This window comes from Massilia sp. CFBP 13721 (assembly GCF_014842025.1).
Lineage (GTDB): Bacteria > Pseudomonadota > Gammaproteobacteria > Burkholderiales > Burkholderiaceae_D > Telluria.
The window spans coordinates 270,722-294,819 of the sequence record NZ_JACYUY010000002.1 but is presented as its reverse complement, the minus strand read 5'-3'; the positions used below and the strand labels follow the sequence as shown (position 1 = coordinate 294,819).

Genomic DNA, 24,098 nt, shown 5'->3' with positions numbered 1-24,098 from the left:
CGGCGCCTCAGACGGCCGCCGCCTCCTTTTCATCCTCGAGGGCCAGCGCGGCGTTGGGGCGGTCTTCCTTGTTCGGCGACGGCCAGATGCCGGCCGGGCGCACCAGCATGATGGTCACCAGCGCCAGGCCGTACAGCAACTGGCGCAGCACTTCGGCTTCGATGATCACCTTGCCGAACAGCGCCATCTGCGCCGGCTCGACTACGTGGCGCAGCACCTCCGGCAAGGCCGCCAGCAGCACCCCGCCCAGCACCACGCCCGGGATGTGGCCGATCCCGCCCAGCACCACCATCGCCAGCACCGCGATCGATTCGGTCAGCGAGAACGATTCCGGAGAAACAAACCCCTGGAAGGCGCCGAACATGGCGCCGGCCACGCCGCCGAAGGAGGCGCCCATCGAAAACGCCAGCAGTTTCACGTTACGCGTGTTGATGCCCATCGCTTTCGCCGCGATCTCGTCTTCGCGGATCGCCACCCAGGCGCGGCCCAGGCGCGAATGCTGCAGGCGGCTGGTGACGAAAATGGTGGCGATGCACAGGAACAGGAACAGGAAGTAATACGCGTTCACCGACGGCATGCCGTAGCCGCCGATGTACACGGTCGATTGCGACCCCGCCTCCCCCGCCAGCGACACGCCGAAGACGCGGATCGGATCGATCATGTTGATGCCCTGCGGCCCGTTGGTGACATTGATCGGGTCGTTCAGGTTGTTCATGAAGATGCGGATGATCTCGCCGAAGCCGAGCGTCACGATGGCGAGGTAGTCGCCGCGCAATTTCAGCGTCGGCGCCCCCAGCAGCGCGCCGAAGAAGCCGGCGACGAGACCGGCCAGCGGCACGATCGCCCACACCGACAGGTGGATGCCGTTCTGCGCGATGTCGGGGCCGAACAAGGCAACCAGCGACTCGCCAATCGCCGGATGGTAGTTCACCACCGACTCGAGCAGGCTGGCAAATTGCGGCGAGGAGAACAGGCCGACCAGGTAGGCGCCGACGGCAAAGAAGGCGATATAGCCGAGGTCGAGCAGGCCGGCGAAGCCGACCACGATGTTCAGGCCCAGCGCCAGCATGATGTACAGGAGCGCGATGTCGATGATGCGCACCCACGAATTGCCGTACTGGGCGGCGAAGAAGGGGAAAGCCAGCATCAGGGCCAGCAGCAGGCCCATGTTGAGATAGGCCTGGCGCTTGTTGTGGTGGACGTCGAAAGTCAGGAAGGCCATGGCGTCTCCCTTATGCGCGGTCGGCCACGCGCTCGCCCATGATGCCGGACGGACGCAGGGTGAGCACCAGGATCAGCACCACGAAGGCGAAGATGTCCTGGTAATGGCTGCCGAGGAAGCCCCCGGTCAGGTCGCCGATGTAGCCGGCGCCGAGCGCCTCGATGATGCCGAGCAACAGGCCGCCGATCATGGCGCCGTAGATATTCCCGATCCCGCCCAGCACCGCGGCGCAAAAGGCTTTCAGGCCGGGCAGCACGCCCATCGTGAACGTGATCGAGGCGTAGTTGGCGCCCCACATCACGCCGGCCACGGCCGCCAGCGCAGCGCCGATGGCGAAGGTAGCGACGATCACGCTGTTCGAATCGACGCCCATCAGCCCGGCCACACGCGGGTTTTCGGCCACGGCGCGCATCGCACGCCCCATTTTGGTGCGTTCGACCAGCAGCACGAGCCCCACCATGGCCAGCGCGGCGAGCACCAGCAGCAGCACCTGGGTCTGCGAAATCATGGCGCCCGCGATCACGATCGGCTCGGAGGACAGCAGTTGCGGGAACGGCAGTGGGCTGCGGCCCCACCACGGCATCGCCATGACGAAGGTCTGCAGCAGGATCGAGACGCCGATCGCGGTGATCAGCGGCGCCAGGCGCGGCGCATTGCGCAGGCGGCGGTAGGCGATGCGCTCGATCAGGACGTTCACCGCCATCGCCACCGGAATCGCCCCGAGGATGGCGACCGCCAGCTGGACGAAGCCGGGCAAGCCGGGGAAATACGCTTCAAGTAGTTGCAGGATCGACAGGCCGACCATCGCCCCGATCATCAGGACGTCGCCATGGGCGAAATTGATGAGGTTCAGCACCCCATACACCATCGTGTACCCAAGCGCGACCAGTGCATACATGCTGCCTAGCACCAGCCCGTTGAGTATCTGCTGGACAAAAGTCTCCATCGTTTCCGCACCCTTTGATTTCGATAACAAAAACGGCACCCCGGGAAACCCGAAGTGCCGCTCATTGGCCTGACCGCTTCAGTCAGCAAAACAGTTACCACGACAAAAATTCCGAGCGTCGCCATCATAGCGAGCTTTTTAAAAAACTAACAAGGAAAGTTGGTGTGGCGTCCTATGCTATCGAAATAGATGCAAAACTTATGCCAGCTTGATGCCGTCCAGCCCTTTCGGCAATGGGAAGGTAACGTTCTCTTCCACACCTTCGAGCGCGCGCACGCTGGCCGCGCCGAGCGACTTGAGGCGGTCGATCACTGCTTGCACCAGCACCTCGGGCGCGGAGGCGCCGGCGGTTAGGCCGATGCGCTTTTTGCCGGCGATCCATTGCGGGTCGATCATGTCGGCCTGGTCGATCATGTAGGCGGGCGTGCCCAGCTTGTCGGCCAGTTCGCGCAGGCGGTTCGAGTTCGAGCTGTTCGGGCTGCCGACCACGATCACGACTTCCACCTGTGGCGCCATGAACTTCACGGCTTCCTGGCGGTTGGTGGTGGCGTAGCAGATGTCGCCCTTCTTCGGCTCCATGATGTTCGGGAAGCGCGCTTTCAAGGCGGCGATGATCTCGGCAGTGTCGTCCACCGACAGCGTGGTCTGCGACACGTAGGCGAGGTTGTCCGGGTTGGCCACCTGCAGGGTCGCCACGTCCTCGACCGTCTCGACCAGGTGCATGCCCTCTTCGGCCTGGCCCATGGTGCCTTCGACTTCCGGGTGGCCGTCGTGGCCGATCATGACGATCTCGGCGCCGCCCTTGCGCATTTTCGACACTTCCACGTGCACCTTGGTGACAAGCGGGCAAGTCGCATCGAAAATCTTCAGGCCGCGCGACTCGGCTTCGGCACGCACTGCCTTCGAGACGCCGTGGGCCGAGAATACCAGCGTGTTACCGGCCGGGACATCATCGAGGTTCTCGATGAAGATCGCGCCCTTGTTGCGCAGGTCTTCGACCACGTACTTGTTGTGGACGATCTCGTGGCGCACGTAGATCGGCGCGCCGAACTGCTGCAGGGCGCGTTCGACGATCTCGATGGCGCGGTCGACGCCGGCGCAAAAGCCGCGCGGCTGGGCGAGCAGGATCTCGTTGGGCAGGTCGGCGAGGTTTTCTACCTGAAGGGTGTTTTCCATGGTTTTTCCTGTTACAGGACCGAAATCAGTTTCACTTCGAACCGCAGGTCCTGGCCGGCCAGCGGATGGTTGAAGTCGAACAGCGCGGCATCGTCGCGCATCTCGCGCAGCATGCCGGCAAAGCGCCCGCCGCCCGGCGCCGCGAAGTCGACCAGGTCGCCCGCCTTGTAGTCGGCGTCGGGCACCGAGTTCTCGATCAGCGTCTGCTTCGAGACCCACTGGATCAGTTCCGGATTGCGCTCGCCGAAGCCCTCGGCCGCGCTCAACGTAAACGTCTTGTGTTCGCCTTCCACCATGCCGAGCAGGCGCTCCTCCAGGAAAGGCGCGAGCTGGCCCTGGCCCAGCATCAGCGTGGCCGGGTTGGTGCCGAAGGTGGTGACGATGTCGGTGCCGTCGGCGCCGGCAAGCCGGTAATGCAGGGTCAGGTAAGCCGTTTCGGTGACGACGGCAGGGGAAGCGTTGGACATGGCAATGGTTGTGGCGGGCAAACCGCTATTGTAAGCCACCCCCGCCATTCCCGCCTTCGAGCGCCGCTTTTTTCGGCAGCCGGGCCTGCGGTGGAAAGCCGTCGTCGTCGCTACTGTCGCGCCTGCGCATCGGCATGCCGGCGAACGCGCAAATACATGCGTATGCGATTGCAGAAAGGACAATGCAATGCTAAGGTCGTTTGCGTTGCCAAAAAGCAATCACGCACTTATTCACTATTCACTATTCACCATTCAATCAAGCAGCTCAGGAGAGAACGATGCACCCCACCGAATCCGATCTGGTCTATGCAGGCTTCTGGCGCCGCTTCGGCGCCGCCGTGATCGACTCCATCTTGATTTACCTGGTCATGTTCGCGCTCTTGCTGAGCGTGTACGGCACCGTGTACCTGGAAGACCCGCGCGCCAACTGGGGGGTTGCCGACGGCTTGATCACGTATGGCTTGCCGATTGCGCTGACCCTGGCCTTCTGGATCAAGAAAGCGGCCACGCCGGGCAAGATGGCGATCGGCGCCAAAATCGTCGACGCACGCACCGGCGGACAGCCGAGCACGAAACAGTTCGTGATCCGCTACTTCGGGTACATCCTGTCCACCCTGCCACTGTTCCTCGGCTACCTGTGGGTCGTGTTCGACAGCCGCAAGCAGGCCTGGCACGACAAGCTCGCAGGTACCGTCGTCGTGCGGCGCAAGACCGGCGCGACCGAGCAGGTGCGTTTCGAACAATCGCTGAACAAGCCGATGGCTTGAAGCTGCTGGTTTGAAGATGAATTCGGGCGGACCGGTTTTCAGCGTCCGCCCTTCCTCGCAGCATCCCTCGCCAGTTATTTACCAGTCGTTCCACAATTAATTGTTGACCGTTCGTTCCCTAATCGGCAGAATGAACCTGTCGACACAACCACTGGAACGATCGCATGGCACGCCCCAGGAATTTTGCCGAAGACGCCGTCCTGGCCCAGGCCGCCGACGTATTTGCCCGGCTGGGCTACAACGCCGCCTCGGTCGACGACCTGCTGACCGCCACCGGCTTGCAGCGCGGCAGCCTGTACAAGGCTTTCGGCTCGAAACGCAACCTGTTCGAAAAGGTGCTGGCGGGTGCGCTCGCGCCCGGCTGGCCGGCCAGGCCCGCGTCGATCGACCTGTTGATCGTGGCGCTGAAGGAGCTGGCCCAGGACGACCCACCGATTGCCGGACTGTGCCGGCGGGCGGTCGACGCTGCCGGACCCGACACGGCGCAGTTGCTGGGCGCACGATTACTCGATCACTTGAATTAACCTGAGCTGAGAAAGGAAAGCCATGCCCGTACTCGAACTGACGAAGAACGAATTGGTCGTGCACCTGCGTGCATGGGAATCGGTACTCTCCCTGCACCGCAGCATCCGCGTCCCGCTGGCGCACGTGCGCGGCGCCACCGCGGACGACGGTTACCGCGGGCGCGAACTCGGCTTGCGTGCGCCGGGAACCGGACTGCCGGGCGTCCTGCATGCCGGCACCTTCTACAAGAACGGCGACCGTCAGTTCATCTTCATCGCCCGTAAGACCCAGCCGGTCGTGATCGAACTGGCGGACGAAAAATGGAAACGCATCGTGATCGGCGTTGCCGATGCGCGCCGCACCGCCGCCGAGGTGAGCAGCGCCGCCCTGGCGATGCAGGCGTGATTCCCACGCATGCTTCCTGAACATTGCGCGCGGCGGCGCATGATGCTACCGTGGCTCGCGGCCGCTCCGGCCGCGTTCCCGGGAGTCTGGTAGTGATCGACGAAACGCAATACGAATATGCTGGCTTCTGGGTCCGCGTCGGCGCCGCCCTGATCGATACGATCCTGCTTGCCTTCATCACGATACCGCTATTGTTGATGGTGTACGGCGGCGATTACTGGGCCAGCGAACGCCTGCTCCAGGGTCCTGCCGACTTCCTGATCTCGTATGTCCTGCCGGCCGTCGCGGTCATCGCCTTCTGGGTGGCACGTGGTGCAACGCCGGGCAAGATGGCCATTTCCGCCCAGGTAGTCGACGCCCGTACCGGCGCCAAGCCCTCCACCGGCCAGTCGATCGGCCGCTATCTCGGGTATTACGTCTCCACCATCCCGCTTGGCCTCGGCCTGCTGTGGGTCGGCATCGACCCGAAAAAGCAGGGCTGGCACGACAAGCTGGCGGGCACCGTCGTCATCCGCCGCAAAAACAGGAACGAGCCCGTCCGTTTCGCATCCGCCGCCACCGAACCGTAAAAGCGCGCCGCATGGCGCACCTGCGCGCCAGATCAGAACCGCACTTGTCGACATCCCCATAATCGGCCCTCCCCTTTTACTACCGTGGAGCGTCAATGGGCATCAATGATTGGCCGGAACAGGACCGGCCGCGCGAACGGCTGGCGCGCGAAGGTTCGGCCGCCTTGTCGAACGCCGAATTGCTGGCGATTTTCCTGCGCGTCGGCGTACGCGGACGCAGTGCGGTCCAGCTCGGCAGCCACATGCTCGAGCATTTCGGTTCACTGCAGGCACTGCTGCACGCGACGCCGCAGGAATTCTCGCAAGTACACGGCCTCGGCCTGGCCAAGTATGCGCAATTGCAGGCCGTGATGGAATTGTCGCGCCGGGCGATTTCGGAACAGTTTTTCCGTCACGCGCTGTGTTCGCCCGACGTCGTGAAAACCTATTTGCGCGGCAAATTCGGCCTGCAAGCCTACGAATCCTTCGTCGTCCTGTTCGTCGACGTGAAGAACCGCCTGATCGATGCCCAGGAAATGTTCAGGGGCACGCTCACTCACACCAGCGTCTACCCGCGCGAAGTGGTGATGGCGGCCCTGCGCCGCAATGCGTCGGGCGTCATGCTGGCGCATAACCACCCGTCGGGCATGCCCGAGCCGAGCGACGCCGACATCAAGCTCACGCGCAATCTGAGCCAGGCGCTGGCCCTGATCGACGTGCGCGTGCTCGACCATTTTGTGGTGGCGGGGACACAGGTGCATTCGTTTGCCGAGCACGGCCAGTTGTGAGCCGGCTGTTCAATTAACTGAGACAAAACAAGGTGCTAACGATGAATTTACAATTGTTAAATATATGTAAGACATAAAGACACAATTGTTTTTCGCAAGTGATTGATTCAGCGACGGTTTTCACGCTATACTCTCGTTTTTCCGAATTCGGAAGTTTATCTTTAAGGAGTGCGCTATGGCACGTGTCTGCCAAGTTACTGGCAAGGGAGTGATGGTTGGCAACAACGTCTCCCACGCAAACAACAAAACGAAACGCCGTTTCCTGCCTAACCTGCAGAACCGTCGCATCTACGTCGAATCCGAAAACCGTTGGGTCTCGCTGCGTTTGTCGAACGCCGGCCTGCGCGTCATCGACAAGCTGGGCATCGACGCCGTTCTGGCCGACATGCGCGCTCGTGGCGAAAAAGTCTAATTAGGGAGCTATCATGGCAAAAACTGGCCGCGACAAAATCAAGCTGGAATCGACCGCAGGTACCGGTCACTTCTACACCACCACCAAGAACAAGCGTACGATGCCGGCGAAGATGGAAATCATCAAGTTCGACCCAAAAGCACGTAAGCACGTTGCGTACAAGGAAACCAAGATCAAGTAATCGATCCTGGTGCTGTACAAGAAAAGCCGCCCACGCAAGTGCGCGGCTTTTTTGTTTTATCTGGCGTTTGTGACAATCGGTGACTCTTTGGCAAGCAGCGGTGCGTATAGTGAAGGGTTCTCGAACCCGACAATTCACTTCTCCATGCCGCGCCGTCTTCCTGTCCTGCGCCCTGCCCTATTCACCATGTTGCTTCTGTGGGCATGGCATGCGGACGCGGCCCAGCCGGACACCATCCCTTATCCGAACACGGAAGGTTTCGGCGTGCCGTTCGAGAAGAGCGAGGACTGGTACCGTCATTGCGCGCGCGTGGAACGCCTCCTTCCGCCGCGCCCACCGGTCGTCGCTGGCAAGATGCGCTGCAATGCCACCGACCTGTATTACCAGAAACGCGACCAGGCCTCCACCTCCGCCGCCGAATGGCGCCAGGTGCGGGCATGTGCCGAAGCCAGTGGCGACGATGCCGTGTTGATGATGCTGCATGCAAACGGCTACGGCAGCGCGCGTGATCCCGACCGCGCCATTTACCATGCCTGCCGGCTCACCACGGCCAAGGCCGAGATGGAGGGGCGCGTCACCTATCTGGCCGTGCTGCCCGCCGCCGACGGCCAGCCCTTCGACCTGTGCGACCACGTCACCAGCGGCCGCATGGGTGCGGAGTGCGCCGCGATTGGCGAAGGACGCGACGCGCGCCTCCGCAACGCCCGTCTGGAGCGCTTCGCCGCGGACCTGCCCGTCAAGGCACGGCCATCGTTCGCACGCCTGCGCCAGGCTGCCGCCGCATTTGCGCGCACATCGGCCGGCGAGGTCGACCGGAGCGGTAGCGGCGGTGCCGCGTTCGCGCTGCGGCACATGGGCCGGCGCGAGCAGGAATTCCTGGAAACGCTGCTGGAGGCGGCGGGCGGCAAGCTGGCGCGAGCCGGCGCGCGCGAACTGGCGCAGCTCGACCGCCAGCTGAACGTGGAATACCGGCAAGTGATGACGGCCCCCTCCGCACAGGCCAACCATCCGCAGCGTATCCGCTACTCGACGGTCGAACGCGAGGCCGTGCGCAGCAGCGAACGGGCCTGGCTCGCCTACCGCGATGCCTGGGCGCCCTTCATTGCCGCGGCCGGCTTGCGCACCGATTTCACCTCGGTGCAGGCAGCACTAACACGCCAGCGGATTGCACAGTTAAAGCGCATCTGAATAAAAAAACGGCTCCCATGGGAGCCGTTTTGATTGGAGCCGTTACTGTGCGTTATGCATAGCTGCGCAGGCGCAGCGAAAACTCCTGCAGCGACTTGATGCCCGAGGCTTCAGCGCGTGCGCACCAATCCTGCAACTGCTGCAGCAGCTGGTCGCGGGTCGAGTGCGAACGTTCCCAGATCGCGCCCAGTTCCACGCGCATCTGGTGCATCGTTTCCAGCGCCTTGCTGTGCTTGAAGAGTTCGATCAGCTGTTCTTTCTGCGACAGTTCCAGCTTGGCCGGCTCGCGCTGCAGCAGCTTGCGCGACGATTTCAGGAAGCGCTTTTCCAGCTCGGCCTTGTCCTTCAGATGTTCCAGTTCCTCACGGAAAGCGATCTTCACCGACTTGGCATACTTCGCCATCACGTCGTAGCGGTTGGTAATGACCGATTGCAGCGTGTCGTGGTCGGCCACGGTCTTGTCCTTGGCGAACTTTGGCTCCGGCGCCACTTTCTTCACTTTCGCCAGGCCCATCATCTCGAGGGCGCGAATATAGCCCCAGCCCATGTCGATCTCGTACCACTTGCTCGACAGCTTGGCCGAGGTGGCATGGGTGTGGTGATTGTTGTGCAGTTCCTCGCCACCGATCAGGATGCCGAACGGGAAGATGTTGGTGGCCGCGTCGGCGCAATCGTAGTTGCGGTAGCCCCAGTAGTGGCCCAGGCCATTGATGATGCCGGCTGCGGTGATCGGGATCCACATCATCTGGATTGCCCAGATCGTGATGCCGATCACGCCGAACAGCGCGAAATTAATCACCAGCAGCGCCGACACGCCCAGCAGGCTGTGCTTGCTGTAAACGTTACGCTCGAGCCAGTCGTCCGGCGTGCCGTGGCCGTACTTGGCCAGGGTTTCGGCGTTCTTGCTCTCGACGCGGTACAGTTCGGCGCCTTCGAGCAGCACCTTCTTGATGCCGCGCGTCACTGGGCTGTGCGGATCCTCCTCGGTATCGCACTTGGCATGGTGCTTGCGGTGGATCGCCGCCCATTCCTTGGTGATCTGCGCCGTGGTCAGCCACAGCCAGAAGCGGAAGAAATGGCTCGGGATCGCATGTAGTTCCAGCGCCCGGTGCGCCTGGTGACGGTGCAGGTAGATCGTGACGCTGGCAATGGTGATGTGGGTAACGATCAGGGTATAGAGTACGACTTCCCAGCCGGAAAGGCCGACCAAGCCGGTATTCATGAATTCCAGTACCGAATGCAGGGTGTTGCTAAAGCTCATTAAGGCTCCAAGGTGAGTGCTGTCTGGGTGTGCTGTCTTTTCTGCGAGAAAGTCACGAACGGCAGGTCAGGGACCTGTCCGCCAACCCTGCATTTTACGCACATCTGGTGACGCACGGCACGATAGACACAGGAATTGAGACACAACGTGCGCCATAACGCGAAATGTGCGACACATTCATGCCAGATGTGCATCAACCTTGGGGAATTTGCGGCGGCAAGCCCAGGCGGATGGCGCCGGAGTGCACCAGCGCATAGATATTCTTGTTGACCGCGGAGATGACATTGCCGCTGCCCTTCTCCGGATCGATGATCGAGAAGCCCAGTTCCAGCTCGTAGCCAGTCGGCCCGAAGGCATTCAGTTGGACCGCCGGCGCCGGTTCCGCGACCACGCGCTCGACGTCGTCGGCCTGGCGCAGCAGCAGCGTCATCACCTCATTGAGGTCGCTGTCGTAGGCGACCGTGATGCGCGTATTCAGGCGCACGGCCTTGTTGGTGCCGGCCTGGTTGAGGACGACCCCGGTAATCAGCATTTCGTTCGGCAGCAGGGTTTGCGTGCCGTCGAGGGCCTGCAGGACGGTGGTGCGCGTATTGATGCGCGCCACCCGGCCCGAATACTTGTCGACCGTGATCGGGTCGCCGATCGACAGGCTGCGTTCCAGCAGGATAATGAAGCCGGACACATAATTACTGGCAATGCGCTGCATGCCGAGACCGAGGCCGACGCCGAGCGCGCCGCCGAAGACGGACAAGACGGTGAGATCGAGCCCGACCAGGCGCAGGCTGACCAGCACCGAGACCAGGATCAGCGCCGCCCGGCTCACGCGCGCCAGCACCACGCGCGAGGAGGTATGCAAACCTTCCAGCCCCATCAGGCGCTCTTCCAGCGCCGCGCCGGCCCACAGGGCCAGCATCATGAGCACGACGACCGACACCGCCCCCTGCAGGATATCGAGCAGCGAGGGACGGTTCTTGCCTATCCTGATTTCATTGTTATCGAGGAACGTAATGATGTCCGGCCACAGGCCCATCAGGTACAGCGCGACACCGAGCCAGACCACCAGCGCCAGGATTTTTTCGAAGGTCTGCAGGGCCGTGCCGATTTGCCCATGGCGCGCGAACACGCGCCGCAGCATGTAGAACACCAGGCGGATCAGCGCCATCGACGTGAACAAGGGCAGCGCCACGCGCAGCAGGTGCACGCTCTGGTGTTGTTGCAGGCCGAGTTTGGCGCCCCAGACCAGCGCCGCGATCAGGAGCGGCGCCAATACGCGCCCGAAGCCCTCCACGCTGAGGCGGCGGATGGCGTTCTGCGTCTCGTTTTCGTGCAGCCAGCTGCGCCGGATGAAACGCGCCAGCAGCAGGCCGATGGCGACCGCGCCGACGATGGCCAGCGCCTGCCACAGGATGCGTGGATTGCTGATGTCTTCCAGTAAATCCTGTAGCAGGTCGGTCAATGGCATCCGGGTGCAGCTCCTCTATTCATTACTCTGCGCTGGCGTCGTCCGCGTCGGCAGGTTCAGCTGCTTCGGCTTTCGGCTTTTTGGCCGGCATCGGCTTACGTTCCAGCACGGCGGCGAAGAAACCGTCGGTCTGGTGCTTGTGCGGCAGCAGCTTCAGGTACTTGTCCATCTCCAGATCGATCTTTTGCTCGGCCAATACCTTGCTCATTGGCACCAGCTCGAAATCCGGATGCGAGGCCAGGAATTGTTCGACGATAAAATCGTTTTCTTCGTTCAGCAGCGAGCAGGTGGCGTACACCAGGCGGCCGCCGCCTTTCAACAGGCGCGCGGCGCCGTCCAGGATCGACGCCTGCTTGTCCTGCATCTCGGCCACGGCCGACTCCGGCTGGCGCCATTTGACGTCCGGGTTGCGGCGCAGGGTACCGAGGCCGGAACACGGCGCGTCGACCAGCACGCGGTCGATCTTGCCGGCCAGGCGCTTGATCTTGGCATCGCGCTCGTGCGCGATCAGGACCGGATGCACGTTCGACAGGCCGCTGCGCGCCAGGCGCGGCTTCAGCTTCGACAAGCGCTTTTCCGAGACGTCGAAGGCGTACAGGCGGCCGGTATTGCGCATCGTCGCGCCCAGGGCCAGGGTCTTGCCGCCGGCGCCGGCGCAGAAATCGACCACCATCTCGCCGCGGCGCGCGGCCAGGATCTGGGCCAGCACCTGGCTGCCCTCGTCCTGCACCTCGATCGCGCCTTCCTTGAACAGCGGCAAGTTTTGCAGCGTCGGCTTTTTCTTCACGCGCAGGCCGAGCGGCGAATACGGGGTCGGCTCGGCGACGATCGGCGCCTCGGCCAGCTTGGCGATGACCTCGTCGCGGTTGGCCTTGATCGAATTGACGCGCAGGTCGAGCGGCGCCGGCGTGTTCAGCACGGCCGCCAGTTCCTTCGCCTCGGTTTCGCCGAACTGGGCGACCAGCTTGTCGAACAGCCACTGCGGCATGTTCGCCTGCGCCAGCGGCGGCAGCAGGCTGCGGTCGATTTCCTTGATGCGGGTCAGGAATTCGGTTTCGTCCTCATGCAGACCGCTGAGCGACTCGATCCCGGCCGTTTCCGCCAGGCCCATCAAGGCCAGGCGGCGCATCGACGGCGTGCCGCCGCTGCCACCGAAATCGGTGAAGAAGGTTTTATTGCGCAGGACGGCATACACCGCTTCGGCAACGACGCCGCGCTCGCGCGAACCGAGACGCTGGTGGTCCTTGAAATAACGCGACAGGGTAACGTCGGCCGGGGCCGTAAAGCGCAAAATCTCGCGCAATACCTCTTCGGTACTGCCGAGAATTGCTGGAGGCAATCTCATGAAAATCCTTGAATTTATTTACTGTAAAACAGGTGTGATGGCGGCCGGGCGCGCGTCATCGATGCGCACCAGGCCATGTTCGATACTGAGCCTGTCCTCGACGAACAGGCGCACGGCATAGGGGTAGAGCTTGTGTTCCTCGACCAGCACCCGCGCCGACAGGGTGTCTTCGGTGTCGCCGGGGAGCACGTCGACTTTCGCCGCCGCCACGACCGGACCATGGTCGAGCTCGGCGGTAACAAAATGCACGGTCGCGCCGTGTTGCGCCACGCCGGCCTCGAGCGCCTGGCGATGCGTTGCCAGCCCCGGGAATGCGGGCAGCAGCGACGGGTGGATGTTCAGCATGCGCCCCGCGTAATGTTCCACGAACGGAGCCGTCAAAATGCGCATGAAACCGGCCAGCACCACGAGGTCGGGGCTGAACCGGTCGATTTCCTGCTGCAGGACCGCGTCGAAGGCGGCGCGGCTGCTGAATTCCTTGCTCGGCACCACGGCGGTGGCGATGCCATGCGCCTGCGCGAAAGCGAGACCGGTGGCATCCGGCCGGTTGCTGATCACTGCCGCGATCCGCGCCGGCCACCCTTCCGCGCGCGCCGCACGGACGATCGCTTCCATGTTGCTGCCGCGGCCAGAGATGAGGATGACGATGTTTTTCATGGCGCGCATTGTACCGCAAGGCCCGTTGGCGACGAACGCCCCGGGAGGGGCGATCACCCCTGGCGCGGCGCCGTAACGTCGACTTCGAACGAATAGAAAACGCGGAACGGGACTTTCTTGTCGGCCCAGAATTCGGCCGCGTCGCGGAACACGTCGAGCAGGGTTTCGCGCGCTTCCTTATCGAATTTTTGCGCGCTTGGCAATTGCTCGAGCACGACAAGAAAACCGGGCTGGGGACCGGCCTCGGCCACCGTATTGGTCAGGCAGTTGCGCAGGGCGTCGAAATTCTTGCTGCAGGGTTTAGGGAAATAAAAGTTTTCGCCGATGCGGGCGCACACCTGTTGCTTGGTCAGCGTATTCGCGCAATGCGCGTACAGGAAATGGTGGCCCAGTCGCACCGCCTCCTCCTGCAGTTCCGGCACACGGTAGGCGCGAATGGACTGCACAAGATTGGACGGCACTCTCATCAACATACTCATTTTTCCCTCAAGTCGACCGGTGTGATTTGAATCGCCAGGGCCGCTCACCATGCGTACCCGGACGGCAACGTCGTTCTCCTAAATCGTTTCCAAGCGCCAATAACCCTTAGCTCATAAGGGTAACGTTTTGTGGTAGCCGAAGCAACCCGAATGTGCTTTTCAGGCCTGAATCAGGAAAAAACGCCGTTTTTTGTGCATATTCAAGCCTGTTTGGCGTGTTTTGCTATTCTGGGTGGGACTGGCACGCATATGCATCGCTGTTACATTTTGTTGCCACGCAGATCGTTCTGATGCGCGCGACAGGATTAACATACATGGGTGGACTTACTTTTTACTTAACTAGTAGCACCTACCGCGAGGTTCTCATGAACATGCAAGCCAAACTGATGATGTCTGCCCTGGGACTGTGCGCCTTGCCGCTCGCCCAGGCTGCCGATTTCGAAGACTTCGGACGCGTGGTGCGCGTGCAGCCGCGTGTCGAACAGATCCGCACCCCGCGCCAGGAATGCCGCACCGACTACCAGCAAGTGCCGGTCCAGCAGCAGCGTGGCGCGGGTGGCTCGATCGTCGGCGGCATCGCCGGCGCCCTGCTCGGTAACCAGGTCGGCAGTGGCAGCGGCAGGGTCGCCGCCACCGCCGCCGGTGCGATCGCCGGCGCCGTGGTCGGCGACCGCGTCGAAAACAATGGCCGCCAGGAGTACGGCGTGCAGGAACAGGCCGTGCGCCAGTGCCGCACCGTCGAGGCGGTCGAATCGCGTACCAGCGGCTACGACGTGACCTACGAATACCGCGGCCAGAACCACACCGCCTTCATGCAGCGCGACCCGGGCAACCGTATTCGCCTGCGCGTGTCGGTCGAGCCTGAGCAATATTGATTGTCTCGGCGCGGAGGACTATTCCCTCCTCCGCACCGCCCTCTTTCCGTTACGCTTGCGCGGCGGGAACACCTCCCCCGATAATAGGGCGATTCCATCAGGTCGCCCTATGCTCATCAAACGCAAATCCATCGAACAAGCCGAATCCTCGCGTCGTCCCGCGCGCAAACCGAAATTCGCGCCGGTCACGCTGTCCGAACAGGACGGCGTACGCTATCTCCACTTCGGCACCGAATGGGTGCAAGGCGCCATGCGCATCCGCAAGCCGGACTGGCCGGAACTCGAATACGCGCAGCAGATGATGGCCTGGATGCTGTTCATCGACGCCCCGCGCCACATCGCCCAGCTCGGCCTCGGTTCGGCCACGCTCACCAAATACTGCTTCCGCCAGTTTCCCGAGGCGCAGGTCACCGCCGTCGAGCTGAACCCGTCGGTCATTGCGATTTGCGACACCATGTTCAAGCTGCCGCCGCGTGACGAGCGCCTGCAGATCCTCGAAATGGACGCGCTCGACTTCGTCGAAGACCCGGCCCACCACGTCATGTTCGACGTGCTGCAGTGCGATCTCTACGACGCCACCGCGCGCGGCCCCGTGCTCGACACGCCCGAGTTCTACGCCGCCTGCAACGATTGCCTGACCGAACGCGGCATCATGACGGTCAACCTGTTCGGCGACCACCCGAGCTACAACAAGAACATCAAGGCCATGAAATTCGCCTTCGAACATGTGATCTGCCTGCCGGAAGTGCACGACGGTAACGTTGTCGCCCTCTGCTTCAAGACCCGGCCCGCGCTCGACAGTGCGGCGCTGGCTGAACGCGCGGCTGCGATCGTCGCTGCTACCAAGCTGCCGGCGAAATCCTGGGTCAAGGGTATCGAGGCGGCACGCTAGTCTTGTTGAAAGGGGAACATGAACGCCACCGCATCCCAACCCCTCCCCCGCACGCCGACGCGCCCGCGCAAACTCGACCTGCAAGCCATTTTTTCGTGGCTGCTGGCCGACGGTATCGTCGACAAGGACAGCGTCAAGGCCCAGTTCACCCAGGCGCAGGGCATCCTGAAAAACGCGGCCGGCTCGATGCACCCCTTGAGCGCCGTGGCGCAGTGCAAACTGGCCTCGCAGCAGCCGCCACACCGCCTGCTGACCCTCGACATCCTCAGCGAATGGTGCGCTGCCAAGGTCGGCATCCCCTTCATCCGCATCGATCCCTTGAAAATCGATTTTACGAAGGTGGCGGACGTGATGTCGGCCAGCTATGCGGCACGTTTCAATATCCTGCCGGTCGACATCAGCGCAACGGCCTTGACGGTGGCGACCGCCGACCCGTTTGCCACCGAGTGGGAAGCCGAGATAGCGAAAGTGTCGCGCCGGCGCATCGAACTGGTGCTGGCCAATCCGCTCGATATCTCGCAATACATTTCCCAGTTCTTCAGCTTGGCGAAATCGATCCGCGACGCCAACAAATCGAATGCGCAAGACCTCGCGCTGCGCAGCAATTTCGAGCAACTGGTCGAACTCGGCAAGTCAAACAAACAGTTCGACGCCAACGACCAGCACATCGTCAACATCGTCGACTGGCTGTGGGGCTACGCCTTCGAACAGCGCGCCTCGGACATCCACCTGGAACCGAAGCGCGACATCGCCGTCATCCGTTTCCGCATCGACGGCGTGCTGCACCAGGTGTATCAAGTGCCGGCCGTCGTGATGCTGGCAATGACGGCGCGCATCAAGCTGCTGGGCCGTATGGACGTCATCGAAAAACGCCGCCCGCAGGATGGCCGCATCAAGACCCGCATGGCGAGCGGCCAGGAAGTCGAACTGCGCCTGTCGACCATGCCGACCGCCTTTGGCGAAAAACTGGTGATGCGGATTTTCGATCCGGACGTCGTGGTCAAGACCCTGCCCGAACTCGGCTTCCCGCCGGACGATGCCCAGCGCTGGGATGCACTGACCAATCGCCCGCACGGCATCATCCTTGTCACCGGCCCCACCGGCTCGGGCAAGACGACGACGCTGTACACCACCCTGAAGGCGCTGGCGACGAACGAAGTGAATGTGTGCACGGTCGAAGACCCGATCGAAATGGTGGAAGCATCGTTCAACCAGATGCAGGTCCAGCCCGGCATCGACCTCTCATTCGCAGACGGCGTGCGCGCCCTGATGCGGCAAGATCCGGACATCATCATGGTCGGCGAGATCCGCGACCTCGCCACTGCCGAGATGGCGATCCAGGCGGCGCTGACCGGCCACCTGGTGCTGTCGACGCTGCACACCAACGACGCCCCCTCGGCCGTGATGCGCCTGCTGGAACTGGGCGTGCCCGACTACCTGTTAGAGGCGACCCTGATCGGCGTCATGGCCCAGCGCCTCGTACGCACCCTGTGCCCGGACTGCAAGGCGCCGGATGGCGAGCTGAGCGACGACGTGTGGGCAAGCCTGGGCGGATCGTGGAACTTGTCCAAGCCAGCGACGGTCTACCGTCCAATTGGTTGCCCCGAATGCCGCCAGACCGGCTACCGCGGCCGCACGGGCCTGTACGAATTGCTGACGGTGTCGGAAGAATTCACGCGCCGCATCGGGGATGCCGCCGACCTGGCCGGCCTGCGTCAGCAGAGTGTATTGGATGGCATGAAGCCGCTACGCATCGCCGGCGCGCTGAAGATCATCGAGGGCGCGACGACGGCCGAGGAAGTGCTGAAAGTGACGGCGGTGCTGTCTTCTTCCTGATTGCGTTCGCCGGCACTAGCGCAATCGAGATTCACCGGCTATAATGCTGCCTCTTTCGGGTCGTTAGCTCAGCTGGTAGAGCAGCGGACTTTTAATCCGTTGGTCGCAGGTTCGAATCCCGCACGGCCTACCATGAATTTGTAGCAGCAATGAAGGCGTCATGAGTGATCATGGCGCCTTTTTTGTTTTTCAAATCTCAACATTTATCCCATAGCGGTATCGTTGTCGTTGTAGGCATTGGCAGTCGGATCTTGCGCGGAAAGAGATGACAGCAGGACCGAATCTTCTCCTCCGTAAATTTTACGAAACCTCAAATAGCCAGCTTTCCCACCGAGAAAAGGTTCTCGATATCCTGCAATTTTGAATGCCGCTCGCGAATCGTGAACATAATTATCGAAAAGCGTTATAACCGCATCCGGTGGCCGAGGTAATTCCTGCCACCATCCAGCAATTTCTTCCCACTCAGGAAAATGCTCATTATTGAATCCAGGCTTTTGCTGCACCGAGCGAAAATTAGCACCCTTCTTTTTTCTCCATTTAGTGAACTCGGCAATTTCCTCCTCAAATTCTTCTGCCGCCCCACGGAGATCAATTTGCTCAGAAGTCGTCGCCCGCAAAAAGCTTGCCGTTTTCTGCAGAGGTGCCTGACGCGTTACACGACGCATTAAGCGCCATTCCATTTGCTTGCGCGCTTGCTCACGCATGATCAGATGGATCGGTCCTTGCGTTTCCTTGCATGTGGCAATGTAAGCATTAAAGGCATCGATCGTCGCTGGCTTAATTGCAAATCTGCTCTTTGCAGTAACACTCGCCATCTCAAGCTTTAAAGGAACACCGTTCACACGTGCCGCTTTGTACATCATCAACAATGGAATTCGGGAAAGCATGTCGTCGCCGTTCGGGTCAGTCCCTTTTCCCTGTTCACGCGGACTGTAGCCGCATCCGATATCTGAGTGCACTCCAGGCACGACCACCTCCTCACAGCCATCGGGAAGATTTCCTCTGACTGAGATCGAATCGACAGGAAAGCTGCGTCGCAGGTCATGTGCAGCGACCAAATGCAAACATTTGACTCCTGGCGGGATTCTCAAGCTGTCTTCGGCATCGGCCCATGCCGCGTGACCATCAAGTAGTTGCATCGCGAAGTTATTGCCAAAAGTATTACCCAAACCCACCGATGCCACGGTATCAAATATGCCCAGAAAATCAAAAACCACGTTAAATCCGCCCAGCGACATCGAGGCACCTGCTTCATGAATCTGCGCATCCAGCCTGCACAGCGACTGCAACCAATTCACAAAAGCGCGCGACTGCGTCGCGCCTCGTGAAAATCCGAATGTCGACACATAAATTGTCTTGACGATCGCAGGATCAATTTTTTGCGGCTTTCCTGTTTTCGGATCTGGCCGATGCTGGGCAATGGCAGTTTTTAGCCTCAGCAAAATCTTTCTGAATTCCTGCCGCGCACGAATAGTGACCTGAAAATTCAAGGCCGCGCTGTAAGCTGTGCCGGGATTTGTCATCATCGCACGGGAAAACTTGTTAAGCACAATACGGCGTACCAGTAAATCCACCTCAGCTTGTGTCACCAACGGTTTCTTCAAAAAGTACCGATGGACGTTGTTAATGGCTTGTATCAACGCCCAGATAATCCGGCGCTCGCCGAGTGCACCGGAAGCGCCACCGGCTGTAAGATCTCCCGGATCCCCCACTTGCGCGAATGGCGAGCCCACACCAGGAGCATATACTTTGAAGAAGTGCGTGTATCGCTCAGGCTTCTGCTGCCAATCCGTCGATGCCGGGAGGACGCCAGGAACACTTAAGCCAGGATAGCAATCGTAAAGGCGGGCGACGTTTGAGTGATTTTTTACAGGTTCTGCCTGAACATAATTATTTGTTGTGCCGTCGAAGAAGAATCCAAAGAATAGGTTCGTTTCACACGATTTCCCGGGCACACCAAGTATCGGTTGCTCACGCACCTCTAATTTTTTGCGGATGTCGTTCGCATCTTTATTTCCAAAAAATTTCTCAAAATTAGTGGCATCAGTAAGCTCGTTATTCATCTGAGGTGACAACTGAACACTCATGGCTTTGCTTCCATAACATTCTTCAGTAGTCTTCGGCTGCGATCAAGTCCCTCGTCATATTCCTTTTTTAAGAAAGCAACATATCTGGGATCATTCGGCCCTGAAAAATCAACCAAATCTGATGGATAACGTTTTTTCGTATGATCCCAAGATTCTTTTAAGTGTTTGCCAGGTTCTTTTTTTAACTCTTCCAGCAAAGAAAGATAGAGGTTAACTCCCCCCTCCTCATGCTTGCGATATAGCTCCCATCTCTCCCGCTGATACTCGATCGAAGGAGCTGGCCATCCTTTAATCTTCCCAGGCCATTGCGCATGATCTGGCTGCAAATCGCTTGATACGACACTGACGCTTCCATCCGCGTTCATCAACACCCAAAGCTCGCCTGGCGTGCCATCGATATACTTGGGCACTTCGACGATGTGCAGCTTTCTAGACTCGACTACCGTTTCGGCAGGTCGTTGTTGTAGGTAGTGCGTTGTGCGAACCTGCAGCTTGATTCCTGGCTGCCATTTGCGTGGGAGCTTGGCGCAGCATGTTGTCCCGCCGGCCGCGAATGGATCGATCAGTCCGTCGCCCGCACTTCCCGCAGGGTTTTCTGGATCGACGACCACGTAGGTAAATGCGTTATCGGTGTAATTCACGCCATGGACGTTAACGGCAACCGTCCGCTTCTCGCAGCCGCACAGCGACGACACGCAAATTAGGCACGCTAAAATTAAAAGCGATCGGGTCATTGTCATTTCTCCATGGAAAAAGTATTTCGCCATGCCTCAAATACCGCTGCCGCAGAAAGGTTGGTGCCTGCCTCGGCACACCGCCACAACCATTCGCACCAATCGAGTACGTCGTCCTTCGCGAGCTGCTTTAACGCAGCGACATGAAGCGCGGCGGTCACGCGCGCATGACTTATCGAAGGATGCGTGCTGACCGCATGCCCACGGTCGCCGAGCAGCACCAGCACTTCGTCGGCATGGCTATCGTCGACAAGCGCTGCAAACTGCTGACCGTCCAATACAGGATTAGCAACATGCTCCACGTTGGCACCTGTTACTTCGAGCTCATCCCAACAAGCTTCTCGGTTGATGTACGACCAGCGGGTCGTAGGGCCAGTGAACTGCGCCCGTTGCATTGGATCGAGTGTCCGAAAAATGGCCGGAAGACGCCGGGTATCCGGGAAACGGAAATTAAACCGCTGAGCATCTGATTCGACGATGCACCATGCAGACAAACGGGCAGCGAGTTCCGAAAGCGGTTCGGACGTTTCGACCAGGCTCAACATCGGCCACCCTCGGCATCGTCGTAATAGCGAACGCATCCGCTTGTCACGAGGGATATAAGGCGTCAGGAATGGCGAAGCATCGGCAACCTCATTGCTACAGCCCGGAAGCGATGCGAACAGCAGCGCTTTATCATTGGTAGCCAACGCTTTGTGCAACCCCGGCACGAAGACACTGTCAATCAGCAGATAAAGCCCGTTCGAAGCCGAGGACTGCGCCGCACGCATATCCAATGCATCGATAAAATCTTCTTGGAAGGCGTCGATCAGCATGTCACTCCACCATAGTGAATGCCGGACCAGCTTCCAGCGATTTTTTCAAACATGCCAAGCAAATACTGCGGGGTAGCGCTGGAAGGCTGCGATCGATTCTTGCGGGTCCGGTAAAACTCTTCTTCCCCGCATGCACCTTGATCTTCCCCGGACATTGCACCGTAATATTTCCGCCTTCGATCGTGATATTCGCGCCACCCGCCGTCGACAAGCTGATCTTCTTCGCCGCCGCCCAGTCGATATGCGCATTCGCGCTGATGACGTTCACCTCGTCCCGCGCCTGCACTTTCAGTTCATCGGCCTGCGCCTGAATATCGATTGCGTCCTTGGCGGCGATGAGCTGCAAGCCGAGCCCGCCCTCCCCCGCCTTGACCGCGCCGCCGAGCACGCCAATCGCCTGCCCGGTGTGCACCCGCATCTGGCCGCCGCTGACGAATTGCGTGTCCTGCCCGCTGATCAGCGCCACGCCTTCGCCGTTGGCCAATTGCACGCTCTGGCCGGCGACCGCGCCGAAGCCTGCCTGGGCGGCGATGGCGATGATGGGGTCGGTCGCGTGCGGCGTTTTGTCCTTGCCGGCGGCGGTGTTCTTGGCGCCGGCATCGGCCCGCGCCGCGTCGAGCGAAGCCGATGCCAGCGCGCCGGACACCGAGGTCAGCAACGCTTTCATCGGCGCTGCCTTGTCGTCGAGCGCGCTGGCGTTCGCTTTGGCGGCGCCCATGTGCACGGCCAGGCCAACCGTTTGATGGGTGACGGCGGCGCTGCTGAGGGCGTCCGCAAGCTTGCTGGCACTGGTGAGCATGGCGATGCCGCCCGCGTTTTCGCCGGCCGGATCGCGCTGGGCGGCGCTGTGGTTGACCTTGTAGCTGGTGATCAGCAGGCCCGCGCCGGCGCGCAGCGCGCCGTAGGCGTCGGTGCGCAGTTCGGCGCCGAGGCCGCGGAAGCTGCCGCGGTAGTTGTCGGCGGAGTGGATCAGGTGGCCGAGGTTGAGTTCGGTGGCGGCGTGGGTGCAGCGCAGCTGGACGCGGCCCTGGGCATCGGTGTCGTCGAACAGCAGCTGGCTGTAGCCGGCGCCGCCGAATTCCTTGCTGCGGATGCCCCATTGGGCGGCGCCGTTGCGGTGGCCGGCGCTGTCGGCGGAGGCGCCGTGCCAGACCGGGCTGTTGCCGCCGGCCAGGTTGCCTTGTGCGGAAGGCGCGTGGTCGTGGGCGCGTCCAAATGGTGAGGTTTCCGGCGCGGCCACGCGCACGCCGCCGGGGGTCGGTGGAATGCCGCCTTCGCCCTGGCCGTTGTAGAGGGCGCCGACGATGATGGGGCGGTCGATGTCGTTGTCGAGGAACTGGACCAGTACTTCCTGGCCGATGCGCGGCAGGAATTGGCAGCCCATGCTGCCGCCGGCGGAGCGCTGGGCGACGCGTATCCAGCAGCTGGCGTCGCCCCGCTCCTGCCAGTGAAAGCGGATGCGCACGCGGCCCAGGCGGTCGCAATGGAGCTCGTCGGCGCCATTCGGCCAGTCGCCGCCGTCCGGCCCGATGACGATGGCGCTTTGGGCGCCGTGCGCCGTCGGCCGCGGCAGCGGGCGGCCGGCGTCGTCCGCTGCCGGCGGGCGCCAGGGTACGTCAGACGGAATGGCGTCGAAACAGTTGGCGTATCCCGTCGCGCGCGCCTGCGCAATGGCGAGTCCGAAGTCTTCGGGAACATCGACCTGCGCGATTTCCTCGAGCAGTTCCGGGATCGGCCCGAACAGTTCGGCCAGCGCGTGCTGGGCCGACGGTGGCATGTTGTTGACGCCGACGCTGACCACCCGTAGCACCGTGAACGCGGCGTCACGCTGGCGGGCAAGCGGTACGTCGCCGATCGTCAATCGGGTGCCCGCGCTTAAGGTCCGCAGCGTGGAACGGCCGCGCCACAGGGCGTAGCGCGCTTCCTGCGCTTCCATGCGCAAATCCGCATGGCGCCGTGCCTGTGCGCGGGTGGCGTAGGCGTACTGGCCGGGTACGTCATAGGATTCGAGGATGGGCAACTCGCTACCCTGCTGGATGCGACTGGGGGAGTTGGCGGCAACCGCCTGTTTCGCCTTGTAATCGTAGCTGAGCACGGTGGTCAGCGAGGCATGCAGGCGGCGCCGGGCCATCAGAGATTGCACCGTATCGCTGGCTTCGACCGAGCGGGCGCCGTGGTAACGCACCGGGCTGCTCTCGCTGCTGGAGTCTTCCGGTACCGCGCTCGGCTGGGTCGTATCGGCAAACAAGACGACAGCGGGTCCATCGGCATCGTGTTCGCAGCGCCAGCCCAGCCCCTCTTCCACCAGCAGGCGTTGCACGAAAGCGAGGTCGGTCTCGCGGTACTGGCAGCAATAACTGCGCGACATTGCCTGGGCCATGAAGGGCCGGGCGTCATCGCTCCAGCGCCAGCGCGCCAGCGGTTGATAGGCCTGGAAGACGGCGTCGACGATCTCGATGACGCTCCGGTCTTGCCAGACCCGGCTGTTGCGCACCTGGCCGAGGCGCCAGATCCAGGGCGACAGCCGCAGCCGGTAACGCGCCAGGCCGCCATCGCTGCCGAGCATGGCGACGTCGCTGATCTCGCCGCCGAAGCGGCTGCGGCTACCGTCGGCCAGGCTGATGGCAAGCAGCGCCGGCTGGCCCAGCAGCGCGGCGGCATCGAGCCTGCTGCTGGTCGACAGCACGATCACGTCGCGGTAGCCGACTTCCTGTACCGCATCGCTGGCGGCAAAGGCTTCCACCAGCAGCGTGCCGGCCGCCGGGCCGCTATTCCCCTCGCCGATCGTCAGCTCATACAACCTGCTCCTGCTGGAAAACTCCGCCAACGCATCGGTCAACTGTCGAACCAGCGCAATAGTCATGGATAAACGCACTCCTCATGCATGAGCAATAACAAGGAAGCCCGCAATAGGGCATTTACCGGCCGGGCGTTGCCAAGATACAAGGACGGTTCATAGGCACATTTGCGCCGCGTCATGTCGCTCCAGGGACGAGATGAAATGGCAACACCTGTGTATGGCACGCGGTGTCCTGCCGAACAGAACGCGGC

General features: G+C 61.5%; 24 protein-coding genes and 1 tRNA gene. 12 read left to right on the top strand and 13 right to left on the bottom strand.

The window, feature by feature from the left end:
• Positions 1-7 precede the first annotated feature (7 nt).
• The 4 genes from IFT60_RS02915 to IFT60_RS02900 form a co-directional block, all read right to left on the bottom strand.
• Positions 8-1,222, bottom strand: coding sequence for an ABC transporter permease subunit (locus IFT60_RS02915; protein ID WP_192049289.1), 1,215 nt, complete (start codon positions 1,220-1,222; stop codon positions 8-10).
• Positions 1,223-1,232: 10 nt separating this feature from the next.
• Entirely contained in the window at positions 1,233-2,168 is a 936-nt protein-coding gene (locus tag IFT60_RS02910) for a branched-chain amino acid ABC transporter permease (RefSeq protein ID WP_192049287.1), read from the bottom strand.
• Positions 2,169-2,366: 198 nt separating this feature from the next.
• Positions 2,367-3,344, bottom strand: coding sequence for a 4-hydroxy-3-methylbut-2-enyl diphosphate reductase (gene ispH, locus IFT60_RS02905; protein WP_229510657.1), 978 nt, complete (start codon positions 3,342-3,344; stop codon positions 2,367-2,369).
• 11 nt (positions 3,345-3,355) lie between these two features.
• Positions 3,356-3,811, bottom strand: a complete 456-nt coding sequence (locus tag IFT60_RS02900) for an FKBP-type peptidyl-prolyl cis-trans isomerase (protein ID WP_192049285.1) — start codon at positions 3,809-3,811, stop codon at positions 3,356-3,358.
• A gap of 278 nt (positions 3,812-4,089) precedes the next feature.
• Between IFT60_RS02900 and IFT60_RS02895 the strand changes: the two genes are divergently transcribed.
• From IFT60_RS02895 to IFT60_RS02860, 8 genes are all read left to right on the top strand, one after another.
• Complete coding sequence (locus IFT60_RS02895) at positions 4,090-4,578, top strand: RDD family protein (protein WP_192049282.1); 489 nt, start codon at positions 4,090-4,092, stop codon at positions 4,576-4,578.
• Between the two features lie 164 nt (positions 4,579-4,742).
• Positions 4,743-5,102 (top strand): TetR/AcrR family transcriptional regulator, encoded by a 360-nt coding sequence (locus IFT60_RS02890; RefSeq protein WP_192049280.1) that lies wholly within the window; start codon positions 4,743-4,745, stop codon positions 5,100-5,102.
• A 22-nt stretch (positions 5,103-5,124) separates the two neighbouring features.
• A complete protein-coding gene (locus IFT60_RS02885; protein ID WP_192049279.1) occupies positions 5,125-5,487 on the top strand; it encodes a hypothetical protein in 363 nt (120 codons plus the stop codon).
• Between the two features lie 92 nt (positions 5,488-5,579).
• The gene (locus IFT60_RS02880) at positions 5,580-6,056 is read left to right on the top strand and encodes an RDD family protein (protein ID WP_374000253.1); all 477 of its coding nucleotides are present in this window, start codon (positions 5,580-5,582) and stop codon (positions 6,054-6,056) included.
• 95 nt (positions 6,057-6,151) lie between these two features.
• Complete coding sequence (radC, locus tag IFT60_RS02875; protein WP_192049276.1) at positions 6,152-6,823, top strand: RadC family protein; 672 nt, start codon at positions 6,152-6,154, stop codon at positions 6,821-6,823.
• Positions 6,824-6,998: 175 nt separating this feature from the next.
• Complete coding sequence (rpmB, locus tag IFT60_RS02870; protein WP_005665737.1) at positions 6,999-7,235, top strand: 50S ribosomal protein L28; 237 nt, start codon at positions 6,999-7,001, stop codon at positions 7,233-7,235.
• A 13-nt stretch (positions 7,236-7,248) separates the two neighbouring features.
• Positions 7,249-7,416, top strand: a complete 168-nt coding sequence (gene rpmG, locus IFT60_RS02865) for a 50S ribosomal protein L33 (RefSeq protein ID WP_056157216.1) — start codon at positions 7,249-7,251, stop codon at positions 7,414-7,416.
• Between the two features lie 186 nt (positions 7,417-7,602).
• A complete protein-coding gene (locus tag IFT60_RS02860; protein ID WP_192049274.1) occupies positions 7,603-8,604 on the top strand; it encodes a lysozyme inhibitor LprI family protein in 1,002 nt (333 codons plus the stop codon).
• Between the two features lie 52 nt (positions 8,605-8,656).
• On the opposite strand, the gene IFT60_RS02855 is transcribed toward IFT60_RS02860, so the two are convergent.
• From IFT60_RS02855 to IFT60_RS02835, 5 genes are all read right to left on the bottom strand, one after another.
• The gene (locus IFT60_RS02855; RefSeq protein WP_192049272.1) at positions 8,657-9,865 is read right to left on the bottom strand and encodes a DesA family fatty acid desaturase; all 1,209 of its coding nucleotides are present in this window, start codon (positions 9,863-9,865) and stop codon (positions 8,657-8,659) included.
• A 193-nt stretch (positions 9,866-10,058) separates the two neighbouring features.
• Positions 10,059-11,327 (bottom strand): mechanosensitive ion channel family protein, encoded by a 1,269-nt coding sequence (locus IFT60_RS02850; protein ID WP_192049270.1) that lies wholly within the window; start codon positions 11,325-11,327, stop codon positions 10,059-10,061.
• A gap of 22 nt (positions 11,328-11,349) precedes the next feature.
• Complete coding sequence (locus IFT60_RS02845; protein ID WP_192049268.1) at positions 11,350-12,672, bottom strand: RsmB/NOP family class I SAM-dependent RNA methyltransferase; 1,323 nt, start codon at positions 12,670-12,672, stop codon at positions 11,350-11,352.
• An 18-nt stretch (positions 12,673-12,690) separates the two neighbouring features.
• Complete coding sequence (purN, locus tag IFT60_RS02840; RefSeq protein WP_192049266.1) at positions 12,691-13,329, bottom strand: phosphoribosylglycinamide formyltransferase; 639 nt, start codon at positions 13,327-13,329, stop codon at positions 12,691-12,693.
• A 53-nt stretch (positions 13,330-13,382) separates the two neighbouring features.
• Positions 13,383-13,808, bottom strand: coding sequence for a barstar family protein (locus IFT60_RS02835; protein ID WP_192049264.1), 426 nt, complete (start codon positions 13,806-13,808; stop codon positions 13,383-13,385).
• A gap of 365 nt (positions 13,809-14,173) precedes the next feature.
• Between IFT60_RS02835 and IFT60_RS02830 the strand changes: the two genes are divergently transcribed.
• The 4 genes from IFT60_RS02830 to IFT60_RS02815 all read left to right on the top strand — a co-directional run bounded on the left by IFT60_RS02830 (position 14,174) and on the right by IFT60_RS02815 (position 17,544).
• Positions 14,174-14,683 (top strand): glycine zipper 2TM domain-containing protein, encoded by a 510-nt coding sequence (locus IFT60_RS02830; RefSeq protein WP_192049261.1) that lies wholly within the window; start codon positions 14,174-14,176, stop codon positions 14,681-14,683.
• A 109-nt stretch (positions 14,684-14,792) separates the two neighbouring features.
• Positions 14,793-15,575, top strand: a complete 783-nt coding sequence (locus IFT60_RS02825; protein WP_192049259.1) for a spermine/spermidine synthase domain-containing protein — start codon at positions 14,793-14,795, stop codon at positions 15,573-15,575.
• 18 nt (positions 15,576-15,593) lie between these two features.
• Positions 15,594-17,411 (top strand): type IV pilus assembly ATPase TfpB, encoded by a 1,818-nt coding sequence (tfpB, locus tag IFT60_RS02820; protein ID WP_192049257.1) that lies wholly within the window; start codon positions 15,594-15,596, stop codon positions 17,409-17,411.
• A gap of 57 nt (positions 17,412-17,468) precedes the next feature.
• Positions 17,469-17,544: transfer RNA gene (locus tag IFT60_RS02815), tRNA-Lys, on the top strand.
• 70 nt (positions 17,545-17,614) lie between these two features.
• On the opposite strand, the gene IFT60_RS02810 is transcribed toward IFT60_RS02815, so the two are convergent.
• The 4 genes from IFT60_RS02810 to tssI are packed head-to-tail and all read right to left on the bottom strand — an operon-like array spanning position 17,615 to position 23,910.
• Positions 17,615-19,498 carry a Tle1 family T6SS lipase effector gene (locus IFT60_RS02810; RefSeq protein ID WP_192049255.1) on the bottom strand — a complete coding sequence of 628 codons (1,884 nt, stop codon included), beginning with the start codon at positions 19,496-19,498 and terminating at the stop codon, positions 17,615-17,617.
• Entirely contained in the window at positions 19,495-20,232 is a 738-nt protein-coding gene (locus IFT60_RS02805) for a DUF3304 domain-containing protein (RefSeq protein ID WP_192049253.1), read from the bottom strand. The genes IFT60_RS02810 and IFT60_RS02805 overlap by 4 nt, the downstream gene beginning before the upstream one ends.
• 2 nt (positions 20,233-20,234) lie before the next feature.
• On the bottom strand, positions 20,235-21,047 hold the full coding sequence (locus tag IFT60_RS02800; protein ID WP_192049250.1) for a DUF4123 domain-containing protein: 813 nt from the start codon (positions 21,045-21,047) through the stop codon (positions 20,235-20,237).
• A gap of 1 nt (position 21,048) precedes the next feature.
• On the bottom strand, positions 21,049-23,910 hold the full coding sequence (gene tssI, locus IFT60_RS02795; RefSeq protein WP_192049249.1) for a type VI secretion system Vgr family protein: 2,862 nt from the start codon (positions 23,908-23,910) through the stop codon (positions 21,049-21,051).
• Positions 23,911-24,098 lie beyond the last annotated feature (188 nt).